Here is a 17,594-nt window from a genome sequence, read left to right as displayed (position 1 = left end):
GTGACATGACCAACTCCGCGGATCAGACGGCGGAGGGCGCGGACCGGGTCCAGCGGGCCCTCCGCGCGCTGCTGGAGGAGCGCGACCGCCTTCGCCAGGAGAACGACGACCTGAAGGCCGGCCGTGGCGAGCCGATCGCCGTGGTGTCCATGGCGTGCCGCTACCCCGGAGGCGTGAACTCGCCCGAGGACCTGTGGGACATGGTCCGCGGCGGCCGGGACGTCGTGGGCGAGTTCCCGACGGACCGCGGGTGGCGGGACGTCTACGACCCCGACCCCGACACCGTCGGCAGCACGTACACGCGTCACGCCGGGTTCCTGAACGACGTCGCCGCCTTCGACGCGGACTTCTTCGGCATCAGCCCGCGCGAGGCACTGGCGACCGACCCCCAGCAGCGCCTGCTGTTGGAGACCTCGTGGGAGGTATTCGAGCGGGCCGGCATCGTCCCCGCCGACGTACGCGGCACCGAGGTCGGAGTCTTCGCCGGCATCAGCTCCACCGAGTACGGGTGGCGCTTCCTCGAGGCCGGCCAGAGCGAGCTGGAGGGCTACCTGCTGTACGGCAGCTCCCTGAGCGTGGCGTCCGGCCGGGTGTCGTACGAACTGGGCCTGACCGGGCCGTCGGTGTCCCTGGACACGGCGTGCTCGTCCTCGCTGGTCGCGCTGCACCAGGCCGTGCAGTCCCTGCGCGCGGGGGAGTGCTCGCTCGCGCTGGCCAGTGGGGCGCTGGTGCTGTCCACGCCCGCGGCCCTCGTGGAGTTCGCCCGCCAGGGCGCCCTGTCCGCCGACGGCCGGTGCAAGGCCTTCTCGGACGCGGCCGACGGAACCGGCTGGGCCGAGGGCGTGGGCGTGCTGCTCCTTGAGCGGCTGTCCGACGCCCGCCGCAACGGCCACCCGGTGCTCGCCGTCGTACGCGGTTCCGCGGTGAACCAGGACGGGGCCAGCAACGGGCTGACCGCTCCCAACGGCCGCGCCCAGGAGAAGGTGATCCTGCGGGCCCTGGCCAACGCCGGCGTCGCGGCCTCCGAGGTGGACCTGGTCGAAGCCCACGGCACCGGAACCAAGCTCGGCGACCCCATCGAGGCCGGCGCCCTGCTCGCGACCTACGGCAAGGACCGGGCCGAGGGCAGGCCGCTCTGGCTCGGTTCCCTCAAGTCGAACATGGGCCACGCCCAGGCCGCCGCCGGAGTCGGCGGGGTCATCAAGACCGTGATGGCCATGCGGCACAAGTACCTGCCGAAGACCCTGCACGTGGACGCGCCCTCGCGGCACGTGGACTGGTCCTCCGGCGGCGTCGAACTGCTGACGGAAGGCCGTGAGTGGACCCGCGAGGACGGTCCGCGACTGGCCGGCGTGTCCTCCTTCGGCGTCAGCGGCACCAACGCGCACGTCATCCTGGAAGAGGCTCCGCCGCAGGAACGGGCGGACGAGGACGGTCCGGACTCCGGCGTCGCCGGCGGCGTGGTGCCGTGGGTGCTGTCCGGCAAGAGCGCGGCCGCCGTGGAACGACAGGCGGCCAGGCTGCGCGAGTTCGTCGCCGCCGATCCGCGGGCGGACCTCGCCGCCGTCGGAGCCTCGCTGCTGTCGAGCCGGTCGAGCTTCCAGCACCGCGCCGTGGTCCTGGGACGCGGCCGGGACGAGCTGCTGGGCGCCCTGACGTCACTGAGCGCCGGAGCCGAGTCCCCCTCGGTGGTGCGCGGCACCGCGGGCCGCCCCGGACGCGCCGTCTTCGTGTTCCCCGGGCAGGGCTCGCAGTGGGTCGGCATGGGCCGCGAGCTGTACGACACCTTCCCGGTCTTCGCGCGCAGCCTCGACGCGTGCGGGGCCGCACTGTCCGAGTGGATCGACTGGTCGGTCCTCGACGTGGTGCGGGGCGCGGAGGGAGCGCCGTCCCTGGACCGGGTGGACGTCATCCAGCCGACGCTGTTCTCGGTGATGGTGTCCATGGCCGCCCTGTGGCGGTCCTGGGGAGTGGAACCGGCCGCGGTCGTGGGACACAGCCAGGGCGAGGTGGCCGCCGCCTACGTCAGCGGTGCGCTGTCGTTGCGCGACGCCGCCAAGACCGTGGCGCTCCGCGTCAAGGTCATGATGGACCTGGTCGGGCACGGCGCGATGGCCTCCGTGGCGGAGTCCGCCGACGTCGTGACCCGCGCGCTCGCCCCGTGGAGCGACCTGCTGACCGTCGGCGTGGTCAACGGACCTCGCTCGGTGGCGGTGTCCGGCGACCCGGCCGCACTCGAAGAATTCATCGAGAAGATGACGGCCGACGGCGTCCAGGTGCGAAGGCTCAAGGCCGCCTACGCCTCCCATTCCCACTACGTGACCCCGTACCGCGACCAGCTGCTCGACGCGCTGTCCGACCTGAGCCCGAAGACGTCGACGGTGCCCTTCTACTCGACCGTCCACGGCGAGGCCATCGACACCACACGGCTGGGCGCCGACTACTGGTACAGCAACCTGCGGGAGAAGGTCCTCTTCGAATCCTCGGTCCGGCGGTTGACCGCCGACGGATTCCGCGGGTTCATCGAGATGAGCCCGCACCCCCTCCTGACGGTCCCCTTGCAGGAGACGGTCGAGGACCTCGACGACGTCGTGGTCCTGTCCTCGACCCGCCGGGACCGGGACGAGGTGGAGACCCTGGTCGGCTCGCTGGCCCAACTCCACGCCCAGGGCGGGTCCGTGGACTGGGACGCCCTGATCGGGACGCGCGGGCGCGTGGAGCTGCCGACGTACGCGTTCCAGCGGCAGCGGTACTGGCTCAGCTCCTCGCACACGGCGGTGGCGGCGCAGGCGCCCTCTACGGAGCAGCCCGCGGCCGACGACCAGCTCGTGGCGCTGTCGGACAGGATCTCCTGCCTCGCCGGCGACGAGGCGAAGGAGCTCGTCCTCGACCACGTCCTCGAAAAGGTCGCCCTCGTCCTCGGGCACCCCTCCAGCGCGTCGGTCAATCCCGACCAGGAGTTCAAGGAAATCGGATTCGACTCACTGCTGTCGGTCGAACTGAGCAAGCGCCTCACCGCGTCGACCGGCCACAAAATGCGGCCGAACCTGGTGCTGAAGCACCCCTCGCCGCGGCAGATCGCCGGACACATCACGTCGTTGATGGTCAAGGTCGGCGTCTAGCGATTTCATCGCTCCACCGCATTTCGAGCGGTTCTCCGTTCGATGGAAAGTCCCGCCGGCGGGACAACGCAAGCTCGAAAGCCGCTTGTCCCGCCGCGGAACCATGTTCTCTTGACCTGCTTATTCACTTTCCGTGAAAGTGGGTGATCTGCGAATTCTCCGATTCTCGGACCTGTTTTCTTAGGGGTTGATCCGTGTGCGTTCGTTTGGTGCGTCGCCTGCGCATAAAGGGCTTTGGCTGGCGGAGGCTGTGTCTGACGACACGCTGAACCATGCGCTGACCATGTGGGATGTGGACGGTGCACTGGACGCGGCCGCCATGGAATCCGCGTTCCTTCACGTCCTGGGCGAAGCGGAGGTCCTGCGCGTCACCTTCGACGACGACGGCAGCGGCCTGCGGCAGATTCCCCGGGAACTCGGTGACTGGCGGCCGTTCTTCCTGGACTTCAGTGCCGAGTCCGACCCCGAGCAGGCGGCGCGCGACGCGCTGGCCGACATGCTCCGCAAGCCCTTCGACCTGAAGCGGGACCTGCTGTTCCGCATGGGTGTGGTCACGCTCTCGGCGGACCGCACCCTCGTGGTGATCACCTACCACCACCTCATCTCGGACGGGTTCGGCACGGGCGGCCTGCTCTCGCGGCGCTTCGCCGAGGCCTACACGGCGCTCGTGCGCGGCGAGGAGGTCCCGGAGCTGCCCCACCCGTGGGACATCGAGCCCGTCGCGGCCGAGCAGCAGGAGTACCTCGCCTCCCAGCAGTTCACCGACGACAAGGAGTTCTGGCGCGCGTACCTGACGGACGCGCCGGCGCCCGCGCAGGTTCCCCGCGTTGCCCTCTCCGAAGCGCGACAGACCGCGCTGTCCGAGCCCATGAACAACGCCGACCGCTGGGGCGAGCTGACCGAACCCATCGGCATGGTCAGCCGCACACTGACCGTCGGGCGCGCCGAGGCGGACGCCTGGACCGAGACGGCCAAGTCCCTGGGCGTCTGGATGTCCCAGCTGCTGTCCGCCGCCGCCGCCGTGTACTTCCGGCACCGCTGCGAGCGCCCCGAGTTCCTCATCTCGCTGGCCGTGGGCAACCGGATCGGCGTCGCGAGCCGCACGCCCGGCCTCGCGGTGAACGTGGCGCCGGTGCGGGTGAAGGTCCCGCTCACGGCGACCTTCGCCGAGATCGCCGACGCCATGGTCGACGAGACGTACGACCTCTTCGACCACACCGCCTGCCACTACTCCGACATCCAGCGCGCGAGCGGCACCGTCCTGAGCCGGCGGGCCAGCTTCGGCGCCGTCATGAACGTCGTCGACTTCGTGGAGCAGCTCCGGTTCGGCGACAGCGCGGCGCGCTACCTCGGCGGCACCACCGGCGCCTTCGAGGAACTGGCGATCGGCGTCTACAACGACGGCACCCCCGACAGCGACCTGTTCATCCGGCTCGACGCCCCCGCGGGCCTCTACACCCGCGCCGAACTGCGCTTCATCGGCGAAGAGCTGATCGCCCACATCCGAGCCCTGGTGGCCGACAGCGACAAGCCGATCGGCGCGCTCGACGTGCTGGGCGGCGCCGAGCGCGACCGCGTGCTGAAGACGCCCGCCGCCGCGCCGTCGGCCGGAGCCACGGTCGCGGAGCTGTTCGCCCGCCGGGTGGAGCAGGCCCCCGACGCCGTCGCACTGGTGGCCGGCGACTCGACGCTCTCGTACCGGGAGCTCGACGAGCGCTCGGACCGCCTGGCCGAGGCGCTGCGACGGCGCGACGTCGGACCCGAGACGGTCGTGGCGGTGGCCCTGCCGCCCTCGGCGGACCTGGCCGTCGCCCTCCTGGGCGTGGTCAAGGCCGGCGGCGCGTACCTGCCCGTCGACCCGGCGGTCCCCGCGGAGCGCCTCAAGTCCGCCGTCGCCGACGCCTCGGCGCGCGCCCTGCTCACCGACGCGACGACCGCCGAAGCGCTCGCCCCCGCCCTCGGTGTCCCGGCCATCGTGTTCGACGACATCCGCTCGGAGAGCGCCGACGACGCCGCCACGCCGCGGACCCCGGTCCTCGCACACCCGGACGGCCTGCTGGCCGTGGCGTACGGCTCCGACGCGACCGGTGCGGCCACCCCGGTCGCCATCACGCACCGCAACATCGCCCGGATCGCCTCGGACCGACGGGGGCGGGCGGCCGGCGGCGCCACCGTCCTGTGGCACGCCCCGTACACCTCCGACGCACTCGCCCTCGAACTGTGGGTCCCGCTGCTGAACGGCGGCCGGGTGGTCGTGGCCCCCGCGGGCACCCCGGACATCGACTCGCTGACCGCGGTGCGCGCGGCGCACGACATCTCCGCCGTGTGGCTGCCCGCAGGCCTGTTCTCCACGATCGCGGCGCAGCGCCCCGCGAGCCTCGCCGGGCTGCGCGAGGTGTGGACCGGCGGCGACCGCGTACCGGCGGCAGCGCTGCGCCGCGTACGAGAGGCATGCCCCGAGCTGACCGTCGTCAACGGGTACGGCCCGGCGGAGACGACCGGCTTCGCCGCGTCCCAGGTCCTGGCCGCCGACACACCGGCGGACCACGTCGGCGCGCTCGGCCGCCCGTCGCCCGACACCGCCCTCTACGTACTCGGTCCGGGCCTCGCGCCCGTCCCCGCGGGCGTGACCGGCGAGCTGTACGTGGCCGGCCCCGGCGTGGCCCGCGGCCATGTCGGCCGGCCCGGACAGACCGCACAGCGCTTCGTACCCTGCCCCTTCGGCCCGGCCGGCGCACTCATGTACCGGACCGGAGACCGGGTGCGGTGGACTGCCGACGGCCGCCTCGAACACGTGGGCCGGGCCGGTGGCCAGAGCGACGTGCGCGGCGTCCGGATCGAACTCGCCGAGGCCGAGGAGGCGCTGGCCGAGTACGCCCCCGTGGCGCAGTGCGCCGTGGTCGTCAAGGAGGACGCCTCCGGGCAGCCCCGGCTGGTGGCCTACGTGGTCACGGCGGCCGGCAAGTCCGTCTCGTCCGAAGAACTGCGCCGCTTCGCCGCGGGACGGCTGCCGGAGTCCCTGGCGCCGTCGGTGTTCACCTCGCTCGACCGCCTCCCCGTGACGGTCGGCGGGAGGGTGGACCGGGCGTCGCTGCCGGAGCCCGAGTTCGACGACAAGAAGTACCGGGCGCCGCGCAACGACACCGAGAAGGTCCTGGCCGCCCTGTTCGCCGACGTGCTCGAACTGGACCGGGTGGGCATAGACGAGGACTTCTTCGACCTCGGCGGCAACTCGCTGCGCGCCATCAGGCTGGTCGGCCTGATCCGGGCGCAACTGAAGCAGGAGGTGTCGATCCGCAGGCTGTTCGCGGCCCGCACCATCATCGGCCTGTCGGACATGTGGAAGGACCTCGCCCGCTCCAGCAGGCCCGGCCTGAAGCGCAGGACCAGGGAAGGCGCCGTTCTCTGAGGCGCTGTCCGCCGTCCGACCGTGGAATTCGCCGGTCTCCTCCGGTAACCAGCGGTATTCGTTTGTGTCTCCATTGATCTGCCGTGCGCACGACCCGTGGCCACCGCAAAGAGGAAAGTGAATCATGGATTCTTTGACCGAAGCCCTGCTGGCCGGGGCCGGCCCCGATGAGATCGGGAGACACGAACTCCCGACCGAATACCTGGCCGCCCATCTCCTGGCCTCGGACATCGGAATGTTCGACGGCGTGGAGGACAAGGACGTCCGCAAGTCGCTGCACGTCGGACCCGTTCCGATGCCGGAGATCGCTCCGGACGAGGTCCTCGTCGCCGTCATGGCGAGTTCCATCAACTACAACACCGTGTGGTCGGCGACCTTCGAGCCCGTCCCCACCTTCGAGTTCCTCAAGCGCAACGCCCGCGAGGGCGGCTACGCCGCCCGGCACGACCTGCCCTACCAGGTGGTGGGATCGGACGCGTCCGGCGTCGTCGTACGCGTCGGGGCCGGGGTGCGGCACTGGAAGGTCGGCGACCACGTCGTCGCCAGCTGCGTCCAGGTCGACGAGCAGGAGCCGGCGACCCACGCCGACGCCATGCTCGGGACCGGCCAGCGGATCTGGGGCTACGAGACGAACTTCGGCGGCCTCGCCCACTACTCGGTCGTCCGCGCCAGCCAACTGCTGCCCAAGCCCCCCCACCTGACCTGGGAGGAGTCCGCGGGCGTCCTCCTCACCGCGGCGACCTCCTACCGGATGCTCGTCGGCGACAACGGCGCACGGATCAAGCAGGGCGACGTCGTGCTCATCTGGGGCGCCACGGGCGGACTGGGCGCCTTCGCCGTGCAGATGGTCAAGAACGCGGGCGGCATCGCCGTCGGCGTCGTCAGCTCCGAGCGCAAGGCCGAGGTGCTGCGCCGACTCGGATGCGACGTGGTGATCAACCGCAACGACATCGGCATGGGCGGGGACGACGCGCTCACCCCCGAGCGGACCATCGAACTGGGCAAGCGGCTCGGGCGGGAGATCCGTCGCCAGGTCGGCGAGGACCCGCACGTCGTGTTCGACTACGTCGGACGGGCGACGTTCGGGATCTCCGTCTTCGTCGTCCGCAAGGGCGGCGTCGTCGTCACCTGCGGATCGAGCACCGGCTACGACCACCACTTCGACAACCGCTACCTCTGGATGAACCTCAAGCGGATCATCGGCAGCCACGCCGCCAACCTCCACGAGCAGGCGGAGTGCAACCGGCTCTTCCGGCTCGGACACCTCTCCCCCATCCTCTCCGAGGTGTTCCCGTTGAAGGAGGTGGGCGAGGCCGCACGACTGGTCCAGACGAACCGGCACACCGGCAAGGTCGGCGTCCTGTGCCTCGCACCCGAGGAAGGCCTCGGCGTCACCGATCCCGTCCTGCGCGAGAAGATCGGCGCGGCCAGGATCAACCCCCTGCGCGGACTCGGCGCGCCCGCCCCCACCGAGGTGTCCTGACATGGGAATCGGCATACTCTCCACCGGCTCCTACCTGCCCAAGCACGAGGTGGGCAACGAAGAGGTCGCCGAACGCGTCGGCGTCACCGCCGAGTGGATCGAACGCAAGACACAGATCCGCTCGCGCCGCTACGCGGCCCCCCACGAGGCCACGTCCGACCTGGCCGTCAAGGCGGCCGAACGCGCCCTCGAACAGGCCCGGCTGACCGCCGAACAGCTCGACTACATCATCGTCTCCACCTCCACCGGAGACTTTCCGCAGCCGCCCACCTCCTACCTGGTGCAGCACGGACTGGGCGCCTACGGCGCCGCCTGCTTCGACGTCAACGTCGTGTGCAGCGGCTTCGTCTACGCCCTGGCGCTCGCCCACAGCCTGGTGACCGTGCGCCCCGACGCCCGCGTCCTGGTGATCGGCGCGGACGTGTACTCGCGGATCCTGGACTTCAACGACCACAGGACGGCGATCCTCTTCGCCGACGGCGCCGGAGCCGCGATCGTCGGAGCCGTCCCCGAGCCCTACGGGATCATCGCGAGCGACCTCGCCAGCCGCGGCGACGCACACCACCTGATCCGCGTCGAAGCCGGCGGCAGCCGTAACCCCGCGTCGGCGGAAACCGTCGCCGAGGGCGGCCACTACTTCAAGATGGACGGCCGCGGCGTACGGGACTTCGTCGCCGAGCACGTCCCGCCGGCGCTGCTCGCCCTGACGCACAGGGCCGGAGTCGACATCGGCGCCGTCGACCACTTCGTGCCGCACCAGGCCAACGGCGTGATGCTCGGCGACGTCGTCGAGCGCACGGGGCTCGGCGCCGCGCGCACCCACCGCACCCTCATCAAGTACGGCAACGTCGGCAGCGCCTCGGTACCCGTCGCACTCGACGAGGCCAACCGCACGGGCGCGCTGTCGCCGGGGGACCTGGTGCTGCTCGCCGGATTCGGCGGCGGCATGTCGATCGGAGCGTCACTTCTGACCTGGGGAGCCCAGACATGACCACGTCCACACAGACAGCCGTCACGAGCATCGACCGCGTGGGTGTCGTCGGCAGCGGCATCATGGGCACCGGCATCGCCGAGCTGTGCGCGAAGTCCGGGCTGAACGTCAAGGTCGCCGTGTTCTCCGAAACCTCGCTGGCCGCGGCCCCGCAGCGGCTGGCCGCCTCCCTCGACCGAGGCGTGGCCAGGGGCAAACTCACCCCCGAGGAGCGCGACGCCGCACTCGCCCGGGTGACTTTCACCCGCGACCTCGGCGACCTGGCGGACCGACAGCTGGTGGTCGAGGCCGTCAAGGAGGACGAGCAGCTCAAGCTGGAGGTGTTCGCCACCCTCGACAAGGTCGTCGAGGACCCGGACGCCATCCTCGCGAGCAACACCTCCTCGATCCCCATCGCACGGCTCGCCGCCGCGACCGGCCGCCCCGCCCAGGTGCTCGGCATCCACTTCTTCAACCCGGTACCGGCCCTGCCGCTCGTCGAGCTGGTCTCCTCGGTGCTCACCGACGAAGCCGTCGCCGAGCGGGCCCTGGTCTTCGTCCGCGACGTCCTCGGCAAGAAGCCCATCGCCGCCCCCGACCGGGCGGGCTTCCTCGTCAACGCCCTGCTCTTCCCCTACCTCCTCGCCGCGGTCCGGATGGTCGAGTCCGGCTTGGCCACCCCCGAGGTCATCGACCAGGGCATGGTCCAGGGCTGCTCCCACCCCATGGGCCCGCTGCGCCTCGCCGACCTGATCGGCCTGGACACCACCGTCTCCATCGCGCAGGCCATGTACGAGGAGTTCAAAGAGCCCCTCTACACGCCTCCGCCGCTGCTCCTGCGCATGGTCGAGGGCGGCCTGCTCGGCAAGAAGTCCGGCCGCGGCTTCTACACGTACGCCTGACACCCCCTCCGCGGCGGTGCGGAGCAGGTCCCGCCATCGCGGTCCGGGTGTCCGAGGCGCGCCGCGCGGCCGTCACTGGAGCGGGATGTCGACGCCGGCCGCGCGGAGGTTCGCCTCGAGCAGCTCGTTCAGCCGGGCAGCCGCCGGCGCCTGGTCCTCCCGGTGGTGGTTGATCAACCCGTAGCGGGCGGCGGCGTCCGGCCTGGCCTCGAACTCGGCCGGCATCGAAAGCAGTTCGGGATTGGCCAGCACCATGGAGCACAGCGCGGCCGCGAGGTCGTCGAGCCGCGGATCGTGCGGATCCCACGACTCGGCCTCCTGGCACCGCTTGACGAGCTCGACGTACTGCGGATCGCCGAGCTGGTGCTCCAACTGGTCCAGGAAGCTGTCGAAGACCTCCGGCACCAAGGCACGGGCCAGTATCAGGGCCTCCTGCTGGAGAGCCACGTAGTCGGCGCTGAAGCCGAGTTCGGCGAGCAGGTCCAGCACCGCGCAGGCACGCTCGGGCAGCAGGAGCCGATCGCCCGACGCCAGCCGGTGCAACACGGCGCGCCGCGCGATCAGCTCCTCGATCCGGTCGGTGAGCCGGCGCTCGACATCGTCGAGGGCCGAGGCGAACCGATCGGGATCGGCGTCGAGCAGATCACCGACCTCGGCCAGCGGCACACCTGCGCCGGCGAGGGTGCGCACCTGCACCAACCGCAGGATCTCGGACGATCCGTACCGGCGGTATCCGGAGCCGTCACGCTCCGGCTCGCCGACCAGACCGAGCCGGTGGTAGTGGCGCACGGTCTTCACCGTGACACCGGCGAACGTGGCCGCCTGACCGATCGTGAGCCCGTACATCATCTGCTCAGCGGACTCCCTGATCGTGGGCGGCCGCCGCCTCGCGCACGGCCGCGGCGACGGCCCGGAAGTCCTTGCGCAGGATGTGGGAGTGGTTGCTCGCGACCTTCGCGCTCACCCTGACGTTCGGGTTGCTCGCGAGCACCGGGTCGAGCGAGGCGCGCATCACCTCCATCTCCTCTTGGCCCCCGCCGAGACTCGCGCCCGTGGCGAGGACGTACCGCAGCGGGTAGGACACGCGGTTGAGGACCGGTTCGATGGCGGCGTTGATCTCGTTGGCCTCGATGTTGACGTCGGCGTGCTGGTCGGCGGTCATCCGCGCGGCCATGCCCAGCGGGCGCGCCAGCGGCAGCAGCACCCGCATCCGCCGGAACAGGCGCCGGATCCGCTCACGCCCCTCCTCGCCCGTCAGACCGTACGGAATGGCGCCGTCCACGCACACCACCCCCTGGACCCGATCCGGGTTCCGGTCCGCCCAGTGCGCCGCGATCGCCGCGCCGTAGGACCAGCCGACGAGCAACGGCCGCTCCACCCCGGTCGCCTGCAATACGGCGTCCACATCGCGTAAGCACCCCTCGAACGAATAGTCGGCCGACCGCTTCGATCGCCCGCGGGCCCGTTCGTCGTAGGTGATGTGCCGCCAGTCGTCGCCGAGGTCCGCGATCACGGGGCGCCAGGGACGGGTGTCCGCGTAGGCGCCGTTCAGGTAGACGACGGCACGGCCGGGGCCACGCGTATCGCTGACGGCCAGGGCGGTGTCGTCGACGGGGACCATGCGCTTCGGGGTCGAGCCGGTGGAGGTGGTCATGCGATCAGCCTCCACCCTGACCTTGGGTCAAGGTCAACCCGAGGGCGTGCCCGGGACGCTCAGGAGGCGACGCTCCCGGCGAGCAGGCCCTCGGTGACGGCCGCGGCGACCTCACCGACCTGGTCGAAGAGGTAGAAGTGGCCACCGGGGAAGACCTTCAGGTCGAATGCACCGCTCGTGTGCTCCCGCCACGTACCGGCCTCCGGGACCGTCACCATCGGGTCGTTGTCCCCGATCAGCGCCGTGACCGGGGTGGCGAGCGGCTCGCCCCCGCTCCAGCTGTACGTGCCCAGGGCCCGGTAGTCGGCCCGCAGCGCCGGAAGGACCATCTCCAGCACGTCGGGGTTGTCGAGCATGGACTGATCGGTGCCGCCCAGCCGGCGCACCTCGGCCAGCACCTGTGCGTCGTCGAAGTGGTGGTAGGGGGCGTGGGGATGGGCGGTCGGACCGCCCCGACCGGAGAGGAACAGCCGCTGCGGCCCGGGCAGCCCACGCTCGGCGAGCAGCCGGGCCGTCTCGTAGGCGACGAGCGAGCCCATGCTGTGGCCGAACAGGGCGTACGGCCGTCCGGAGTCCGCGGCGATCTCCCGGGCCAACTCCTCGGCCACCGCCTCGACGAGCAGCGGCAAGGAGGTGAACGACTCCTCGCGGTAGCGGTCCTGCCGCCCCGGGTACTGCACGGCCACCACGTCCAGGTCGGCGGGCAGCGTCCGCGCCAGGTGCGTGTACGCCGTCGCCGAGCCCCCGGCGTGGGGGAAGCACACGAGCCGCGGTCCGTTCCCCGCGGTCGTGGTGTATCGCCGGAACCACTTGCTGTTCACCTTCGGTGTGTCCCTTCGTCTGCGCCCCTGGCTCTGGACAGTCGATCGGCGTCCACTACAGCACTACTCGAGCCCTGGTCGAGGAACCCGCCCGGGCTCCACGCGAACGGGCATAGTCGAAACCCGTGGACGCGGCGACGACCACTGCAACACTTCGGATCATTGCAACGCGACTCATCTCGGTTCGTTGCATTAAGTCGGCTCCCGTTGCAACGATTCTCGTTCTGTGACCTGCTAGTTCATTATCAGAACACAACAAGTGCGTTGCCAGTTCTTCAAATGCAACGTAGCGTTTGCGTCATAAGAAACAGCGGGCCGACGGAGTGCACGCTGCGAGAAGAGGGAGAGCACCATGCAGAAGTTCGACACCCCCGCCGCCGTCTCCGCCGTCCTCGACATCCCGGCCGGACACGTCCACCTCATCGCCGCCGACCGGTCCGACACCACCGTCGAGGTCCTCCCCGCCGACGCCTCGAAGGGCCGCGACGTGAAGGCGGCCGAGCAGATCACGGTCGAGTACGCCGACGGCGTCCTGCGCGTCGGGTCCCCGGAGCCGACGAACAAGCTCATCGGCAACTCCGGCTCCGTCAAGGTGACGGTCCACCTGGCCGCGGGCTCCACCGTCGAGGCGAAGTTGGCCGCCGGCGACTTCCAGACGACCGGTCGCCTCGGCGACGTCACCGTCGAAAGCGCCCAGGGCTCCATCCGCCTCGACGAGACCGCCGGCGCCCGCCTCACCCTCCTCGCCGGCGACATCACGGTCGGCCGCCTCGGCGGCTCGGCCGAGATCAGCACCCAGAAGGGCGACATCAACATCGCCGAGGCCGTCCGCGGCACCGTCACCCTGAACACCGCGGCCGGCGACCTCTCGATCGGCGCCGCGGCCGGAGTCTCCGCCTCCCTGGACGCCGGCGCCACCGTGGGCCGGATCAACAACTCCCTGAAGAACACCGCGGGCACCGCCGAGCTGGCCATCCACGCGACCACGACCTACGGCGACATCACCGCCCGCAGCCTCTGAACTCCGCTTCCCCCCCGCGGCCCGGGCCAGGCCCACGACCACGTCGTGCCTGCCCCGGGCCGCACCCGTACGCCTGCCCTAGGCCTCGTCGTCCGCGCCGGTTGCCACGGGCTTGGTGTGCAGGATGTCCCGGGCCTGCTCCGCGGCGCGCGCGATGCTTTCGGAGACGAAGTCCAGGAAGCGGGCGATGTTCTCCAGCCGGGCGGCGGCCGGAGTCTGGGGGCCGAGGACGCCGACACCCTCCCGTGCGACCTCCACCAGTTGGGCGGTGGACCGCGCACTGGCCATCATCGACTGGTACCAGACGTCGTTGTCGACGGCATAACGGTCACGGCGACTCTCGTCCCGCTCCCGACGGACAAGGCCCTGGCCCTCCAGGAAGGTGATCGCCTTCGAGATGGACGCCGGGCTGACCTGGAGTCGCTGCACCAGCTCGGACGCGGTGAGGCTCCCCATGTCGGTCGTGATGAGGCAGGCCAAGACCCGGGCCATCATCTTCGGCATGCCCGACTGCATGAGGACGGTGGTCAACGTCTCCCCGTACTCGCGCACCGCCTCGGCATCACGCCCATCGGCCTGCACCGGCGCCTCCGCCCCCCGGGGCACGGCCTGCCTGCGCCGGTGGGCGCGCTGCTCGGTGGCGCGGTGAGCCATATCGGCGCGATAGCCGGTGGGCCCACCGTTGCGCATCACCTCCCGCGTGATCGTCGAGGTGGGACGGTCGAGCCGCCTGGCGATCTCCGCGTAGGCAAGGCCGTCGGCCAATCCCAGCGCGATCTGCTGGCGTTCCTGCTGGGTGAGCCTGCCTCCCGGCATCGTGGTCTCCTTCGTGTTCCGTGGTGCCCCCACTATAGCGTTCGCCTCCAATCTATTGCAACGTCAACGATCATCACATTGCATTAGACCCCAAATCATTGCAACGACTAACCCCATTCAACCTGCTGTAATCCAATCCACACGCAACGAACCTCTTGCCAAATCCAGAAACGCAACGTAGCTTTCTCGTATCGGAAACAGCGGGCCAACGGAGCGCACGCTGCGGAACAAGGAGAGCACCATGCAGAAGTTCAACACCCCCGCCGCCGTCTCCGCCGTCCTCGACATCCCGGCCGGACACGTCCGGCTCGTCGCCGCCGATCGCGCGGAGACGACGGTCGAGATCCTCCCCGCCGACGCCTCGAAGGGCCGCGACGTGAAGGCGGCCGAGCAGATCACGGTCGACTTCGTCGACGGCGTCCTGCGAGTCGGCACGGAGCCGACGCACAAGCTCCTCGGCAACTCGGGCTCCGTCAAGGTGACGGTCCACCTGGCCACCGGCTCCGCCGTCGAGGCGAAGCTGGGCGCAGGTGAGTTCCACACCACCGGTCGCCTCGGCGCGATCACCTTCGAGGGCGCCCAAGGCTCGATCCACCTCGACGAAACCGCGAGCGCCCGCCTCACCCTCCTCGCCGGCGACGTAACGCTCGGCCGCCTGAACGGCCCCGCCGAGATCACCACCCGGAAGGGCGACATCACCATCGCCGAAGCCGTCCGCGGCACCGTCACGCTGCGCACCGAAGCCGGCAACCTGACCATCACCACCGCCCCCGGAGTCTCCGCCTCCCTGGACGCCGGCGCCACGATCGGCCGGATCCACAACTCCCTGAAGAACCCCACGGGCACCGCCGACCTGTCCATCCACGCGACCACCTCCTACGGCGACATCACCGCCCGCAGCCTCTGACACGCCACCGCACGGGGCCCGCGCCAGAAAACGGTCCGGGCCGTGGATCGAGAACGCTCGGCTGAGGGGGTGGCAATGTGCCCGGGATCCTACACAGCTACACAGGCCATCCTCAGAGTGATGCAACCTGCCGGGATGTGGGATGAGCACATGCGAGCACCGTTCCCCCGGGCCGTGTACAGGTGCGAGACATGGTGCTGCTGGATGGAGGACGAAGAAGCCGTCAGGTATGCCAGGCACCTGCGTGACACGGCTGCCTTCGCAGCAGCAGCGCTGCACGCTGGAGGCCCCGCTCCTCCCGAGGGATTTTATCGCCTGGGCCTCTGGCGTCGTTTCGTGTATGCCTCGTGAACCCCGCCGGCCAGTCCCAGGAGCGCTGCGGTCCCGATCGTGATCTCGGCCGCGGTGCGTAGGCCCGAGCCGTGGACGTCTCCGGCGGCCCGTGGGGAGACTTTGCCCTGTGGGTCGTGCACAACGGTCAGGGACTGCCCCTCTTTCGGGAGTCGCGAGGGTATGTCCAGGTGATCTGGGCCGCCTGCGGGGCAGTCCAGGCGATGGTCGTAGGAGGTCCGGGACGTGGTGGTCCAGTGGCCGTCGGCGTCCAGGGAGGATTGGGTGTCGGTGTGTTCGGTGACCTGTAGTACGACGCAGTTGATCTCGACGCCCCGGTCTTCCAGCGCACTCTGTCCTGCGGATGCGAGTGCGAGGATGGCGCCGAGCCCGGCCGGGAGGGTGGACAGCGCGATAAGTGAGGCCCCGCGACGGGAGGCGAGGGCGGCGTGCCAGCCGAGGAGGACCAGGGGGAGGAGCAGGCCGCCGAGGAAGAATCCCCAGTTGCCCAGGGACTTGTTCGCGGACTCCCAGGCCACGCCGAACGCCAGGGCTGCGGTCACGGGTGGCGCGGCCAGGGCTACTGTGGTCCGCCAGATTCCGCGTCCCCATCCTCCATGCCGGCCCGCCATGCCGCCCCCCTGTGGCTCGTGCCTGTGTTCCAGGTAACCGCGACGACACGGGGTCCGTAAAGAGCGTGACCGACCCGACTCGGACCCCCCGGAGCGGGCTTGGCCCTGGAGGCGGAGCCGGAAGGCGCCCTGCCGAAGACAGGGCTGCCGAGCGCAGCGCTCGGGGGTCCCGCTCGGCAGCCGGTCAAGCGTGTCACTGGCGGTGGCGCCGTCCATCGGCCGTCAGAAGACGGTCGTACAGGTAATGATCACGGCAAGTATGGCGACCGTAGTCAGGGTGAGGGAGGTCCTGCCGGTGAGGGCCCGGTATCGCCTCGCGTACCGTGCCTCGTGGCGGGTTATGTCTGCTTCCACCTGCGGGTCTGCTATCCAGTCGGGTCTGCGGTGGTCCTGTAACAGCTGCCGCACGGCGGCCGTTTCCCGCGGGAGCTCCTCCGCTCCGAGTTGGGTGGCGTCCAGGTTCGGCAGGAGTATGCGTCGGCCGTCGGCTCGGTAGGCGTAGACGACCTCCGCGGGCATGGCGCGCTCTCCCACGCCGGGCATGGGTGGGTTGACGGTGCGGATGTCGTAGACATCGGTCCAGTCGAGGCGCCGGGTCCGCAGGCCCGCCCGGAGAGAGATGCCGTCGCTGTCGATGCGGGTGAAGGTGCGCGGCGCCGTGCAGAGGATGTAGGCGAAGGTGGCCGAGAGACGATGGTGACTGATGTCTGGAGCCAGAGGGGAAAGTCCTCCGTCCAGGTTTTCAGCAGGAAGACGGCCGACGGGATGCCCACTGCCCACAGGAAAGTGAACGCTTTATTCGTCCTGGTGCGGTAATGGAGCCGCAGTGGTACCTCGTGCACGTTCCCCCCTCGGTCGCAGGGACCGGTCCCGGACCCTGCCATGATCGCAACTCCCTCCGGGGGGAACCAAGGTCCCCAGGACTGACTGAAGGCCCGAAGTCACCACCTTGCTACTGCGCCCGCGGAGCGGGCCGGCTTGGAGGCGAAGCCGGAAAGCCCGGGTGGGAGAGCGAAGCGAAGCCCCCTAACGGGCCGAAGCCCCGCCCCCCGTGAAACGGGGTCATCTCCCGCGCGGAGCACGGGAGTCCGAAGCGCAGCGGAGGCCCCTTCACGCGCGGCCCGGCCCTCTCGCAAAAATTCCGTTGGCGCCGCGCGCGAGTGGATGGGAGGCTGCGCAGGCCCTCGGGTGCTGACAAGCTCGGGGCCTTACCGGTGGCCGTGTCCGCCTAGCTCGCCCTGTCGAGCGGGGCCTGCCTGATGGCGGGCGGCCACCGGCTTTCCCCTGTCAGGGGCCACTCACAGGGCGTGCACCTCTCTGCTGCCAGGGTGGTGGAGCGAAGCGGAGCCACCCCAACGGGCCGAAGGCCCGGACCCCGTGAAACGGGGTCAGCTCCGGGGGAGCGAAGCGGACCCGGAGCAGTCCGAAGCGAAGCGAAGGACTCCGACCCGAAGGGTCGGCCTTGTCCTGGAGCGCAGCGCAAGGACGCCCTGCCGACGGCAGGGCCGCCGAGCGCAGCGAGGCGGG

13 protein-coding genes are annotated in these 17,594 nt (G+C 70.5%); 7 read left to right on the top strand and 6 right to left on the bottom strand.

Annotation, left to right across the window (positions count from 1 at the left end; genetic code table 11):
- Positions 1 to 5: 5 nt before the first annotated feature.
- The 5 genes from ACIOD1_RS22730 (at position 6) to ACIOD1_RS22710 (ending at position 9,886) form a co-directional block, all read left to right on the top strand.
- Complete coding sequence (locus tag ACIOD1_RS22730; RefSeq protein WP_365629023.1) at positions 6 to 3,122, top strand: acyltransferase domain-containing protein; 3,117 nt, start codon at positions 6 to 8, stop codon at positions 3,120 to 3,122.
- Positions 3,123 to 3,318: 196 nt separating this feature from the next.
- The gene (locus ACIOD1_RS22725) at positions 3,319 to 6,531 is read left to right on the top strand and encodes an amino acid adenylation domain-containing protein (protein WP_401904428.1); all 3,213 of its coding nucleotides are present in this window, start codon (positions 3,319 to 3,321) and stop codon (positions 6,529 to 6,531) included.
- A 124-nt stretch (positions 6,532 to 6,655) separates the two neighbouring features.
- Positions 6,656 to 8,014, top strand: coding sequence for a crotonyl-CoA carboxylase/reductase (gene ccrA, locus ACIOD1_RS22720; protein WP_365629020.1), 1,359 nt, complete (start codon positions 6,656 to 6,658; stop codon positions 8,012 to 8,014).
- A 1-nt stretch (position 8,015) separates the two neighbouring features.
- Positions 8,016 to 9,005 carry a ketoacyl-ACP synthase III gene (locus ACIOD1_RS22715; RefSeq protein WP_365629017.1) on the top strand — a complete coding sequence of 330 codons (990 nt, stop codon included), beginning with the start codon at positions 8,016 to 8,018 and terminating at the stop codon, positions 9,003 to 9,005.
- The gene (locus ACIOD1_RS22710) at positions 9,002 to 9,886 is read left to right on the top strand and encodes a 3-hydroxybutyryl-CoA dehydrogenase (protein WP_401904239.1); all 885 of its coding nucleotides are present in this window, start codon (positions 9,002 to 9,004) and stop codon (positions 9,884 to 9,886) included. Before ACIOD1_RS22715 ends, ACIOD1_RS22710 begins: the two co-directional genes overlap by 4 nt.
- Positions 9,887 to 9,958: 72 nt before the next feature.
- Here the strand turns inward: ACIOD1_RS22710 and ACIOD1_RS22705 are convergent, their stop codons facing one another.
- The 3 genes from ACIOD1_RS22705 to ACIOD1_RS22695 are packed head-to-tail and all read right to left on the bottom strand — an operon-like array spanning position 9,959 to position 12,304.
- A complete protein-coding gene (locus ACIOD1_RS22705; protein ID WP_401904237.1) occupies positions 9,959 to 10,735 on the bottom strand; it encodes a MerR family transcriptional regulator in 777 nt (258 codons plus the stop codon).
- Between the two features lie 4 nt (positions 10,736 to 10,739).
- A complete protein-coding gene (locus ACIOD1_RS22700; RefSeq protein WP_401904234.1) occupies positions 10,740 to 11,540 on the bottom strand; it encodes an alpha/beta fold hydrolase in 801 nt (266 codons plus the stop codon).
- 59 nt (positions 11,541 to 11,599) lie between these two features.
- Positions 11,600 to 12,304: a thioesterase II family protein gene (locus tag ACIOD1_RS22695; protein ID WP_401904232.1), complete on the bottom strand. Its 705-nt coding sequence runs from the start codon at positions 12,302 to 12,304 to the stop codon at positions 11,600 to 11,602.
- Positions 12,305 to 12,713: 409 nt separating this feature from the next.
- On the opposite strand from ACIOD1_RS22695, the gene ACIOD1_RS22690 reads away from it, so the two are divergent.
- Positions 12,714 to 13,382 (top strand): DUF4097 family beta strand repeat-containing protein, encoded by a 669-nt coding sequence (locus ACIOD1_RS22690; protein WP_365629002.1) that lies wholly within the window; start codon positions 12,714 to 12,716, stop codon positions 13,380 to 13,382.
- Between the two features lie 78 nt (positions 13,383 to 13,460).
- On the opposite strand, the gene ACIOD1_RS22685 is transcribed toward ACIOD1_RS22690, so the two are convergent.
- The gene (locus tag ACIOD1_RS22685; RefSeq protein ID WP_365628999.1) at positions 13,461 to 14,198 is read right to left on the bottom strand and encodes a helix-turn-helix domain-containing protein; all 738 of its coding nucleotides are present in this window, start codon (positions 14,196 to 14,198) and stop codon (positions 13,461 to 13,463) included.
- 241 nt (positions 14,199 to 14,439) lie between these two features.
- Between ACIOD1_RS22685 and ACIOD1_RS22680 the strand changes: the two genes are divergently transcribed.
- The gene (locus ACIOD1_RS22680) at positions 14,440 to 15,105 is read left to right on the top strand and encodes a DUF4097 family beta strand repeat-containing protein (protein WP_401904229.1); all 666 of its coding nucleotides are present in this window, start codon (positions 14,440 to 14,442) and stop codon (positions 15,103 to 15,105) included.
- Between the two features lie 308 nt (positions 15,106 to 15,413).
- Here the strand turns inward: ACIOD1_RS22680 and ACIOD1_RS22675 are convergent, their stop codons facing one another.
- Entirely contained in the window at positions 15,414 to 15,998 is a 585-nt protein-coding gene (locus ACIOD1_RS22675; protein WP_401904226.1) for a hypothetical protein, read from the bottom strand.
- Positions 15,999 to 16,289: 291 nt separating this feature from the next.
- Complete coding sequence (locus ACIOD1_RS22670; protein WP_401904225.1) at positions 16,290 to 16,847, bottom strand: PH domain-containing protein; 558 nt, start codon at positions 16,845 to 16,847, stop codon at positions 16,290 to 16,292.
- Between the last annotated feature and the right edge of the window lie 747 nt (positions 16,848 to 17,594).

The sequence above is a fragment of the Streptomyces sp. NPDC088097 genome, assembly GCF_044741845.1.
Lineage (GTDB): Bacteria > Actinomycetota > Actinomycetes > Streptomycetales > Streptomycetaceae > Streptomyces.
Note: the sequence above shows the minus strand (reverse complement) of the source record. Positions and strands in the feature narration are given on the sequence as shown.

Coding starts and splice junctions, on each gene's coding strand:
- ACIOD1_RS22730 (WP_365629023.1), top strand. CDS start 6: ATGACCAACTCCGCGGATCAGACGGCGGAGGGCGCGGACCGGGTCCAG.
- ccrA (WP_365629020.1), top strand. CDS start 6,656: ATGGATTCTTTGACCGAAGCCCTGCTGGCCGGGGCCGGCCCCGATGAG.
- ACIOD1_RS22715 (WP_365629017.1), top strand. CDS start 8,016: ATGGGAATCGGCATACTCTCCACCGGCTCCTACCTGCCCAAGCACGAG.
- ACIOD1_RS22710 (WP_401904239.1), top strand. CDS start 9,002: ATGACCACGTCCACACAGACAGCCGTCACGAGCATCGACCGCGTGGGT.
- ACIOD1_RS22705 (WP_401904237.1), bottom strand. CDS start 10,735: ATGATGTACGGGCTCACGATCGGTCAGGCGGCCACGTTCGCCGGTGTC.
- ACIOD1_RS22700 (WP_401904234.1), bottom strand. CDS start 11,540: ATGACCACCTCCACCGGCTCGACCCCGAAGCGCATGGTCCCCGTCGAC.
- ACIOD1_RS22690 (WP_365629002.1), top strand. CDS start 12,714: ATGCAGAAGTTCGACACCCCCGCCGCCGTCTCCGCCGTCCTCGACATC.
- ACIOD1_RS22685 (WP_365628999.1), bottom strand. CDS start 14,198: ATGCCGGGAGGCAGGCTCACCCAGCAGGAACGCCAGCAGATCGCGCTG.
- ACIOD1_RS22680 (WP_401904229.1), top strand. CDS start 14,440: ATGCAGAAGTTCAACACCCCCGCCGCCGTCTCCGCCGTCCTCGACATC.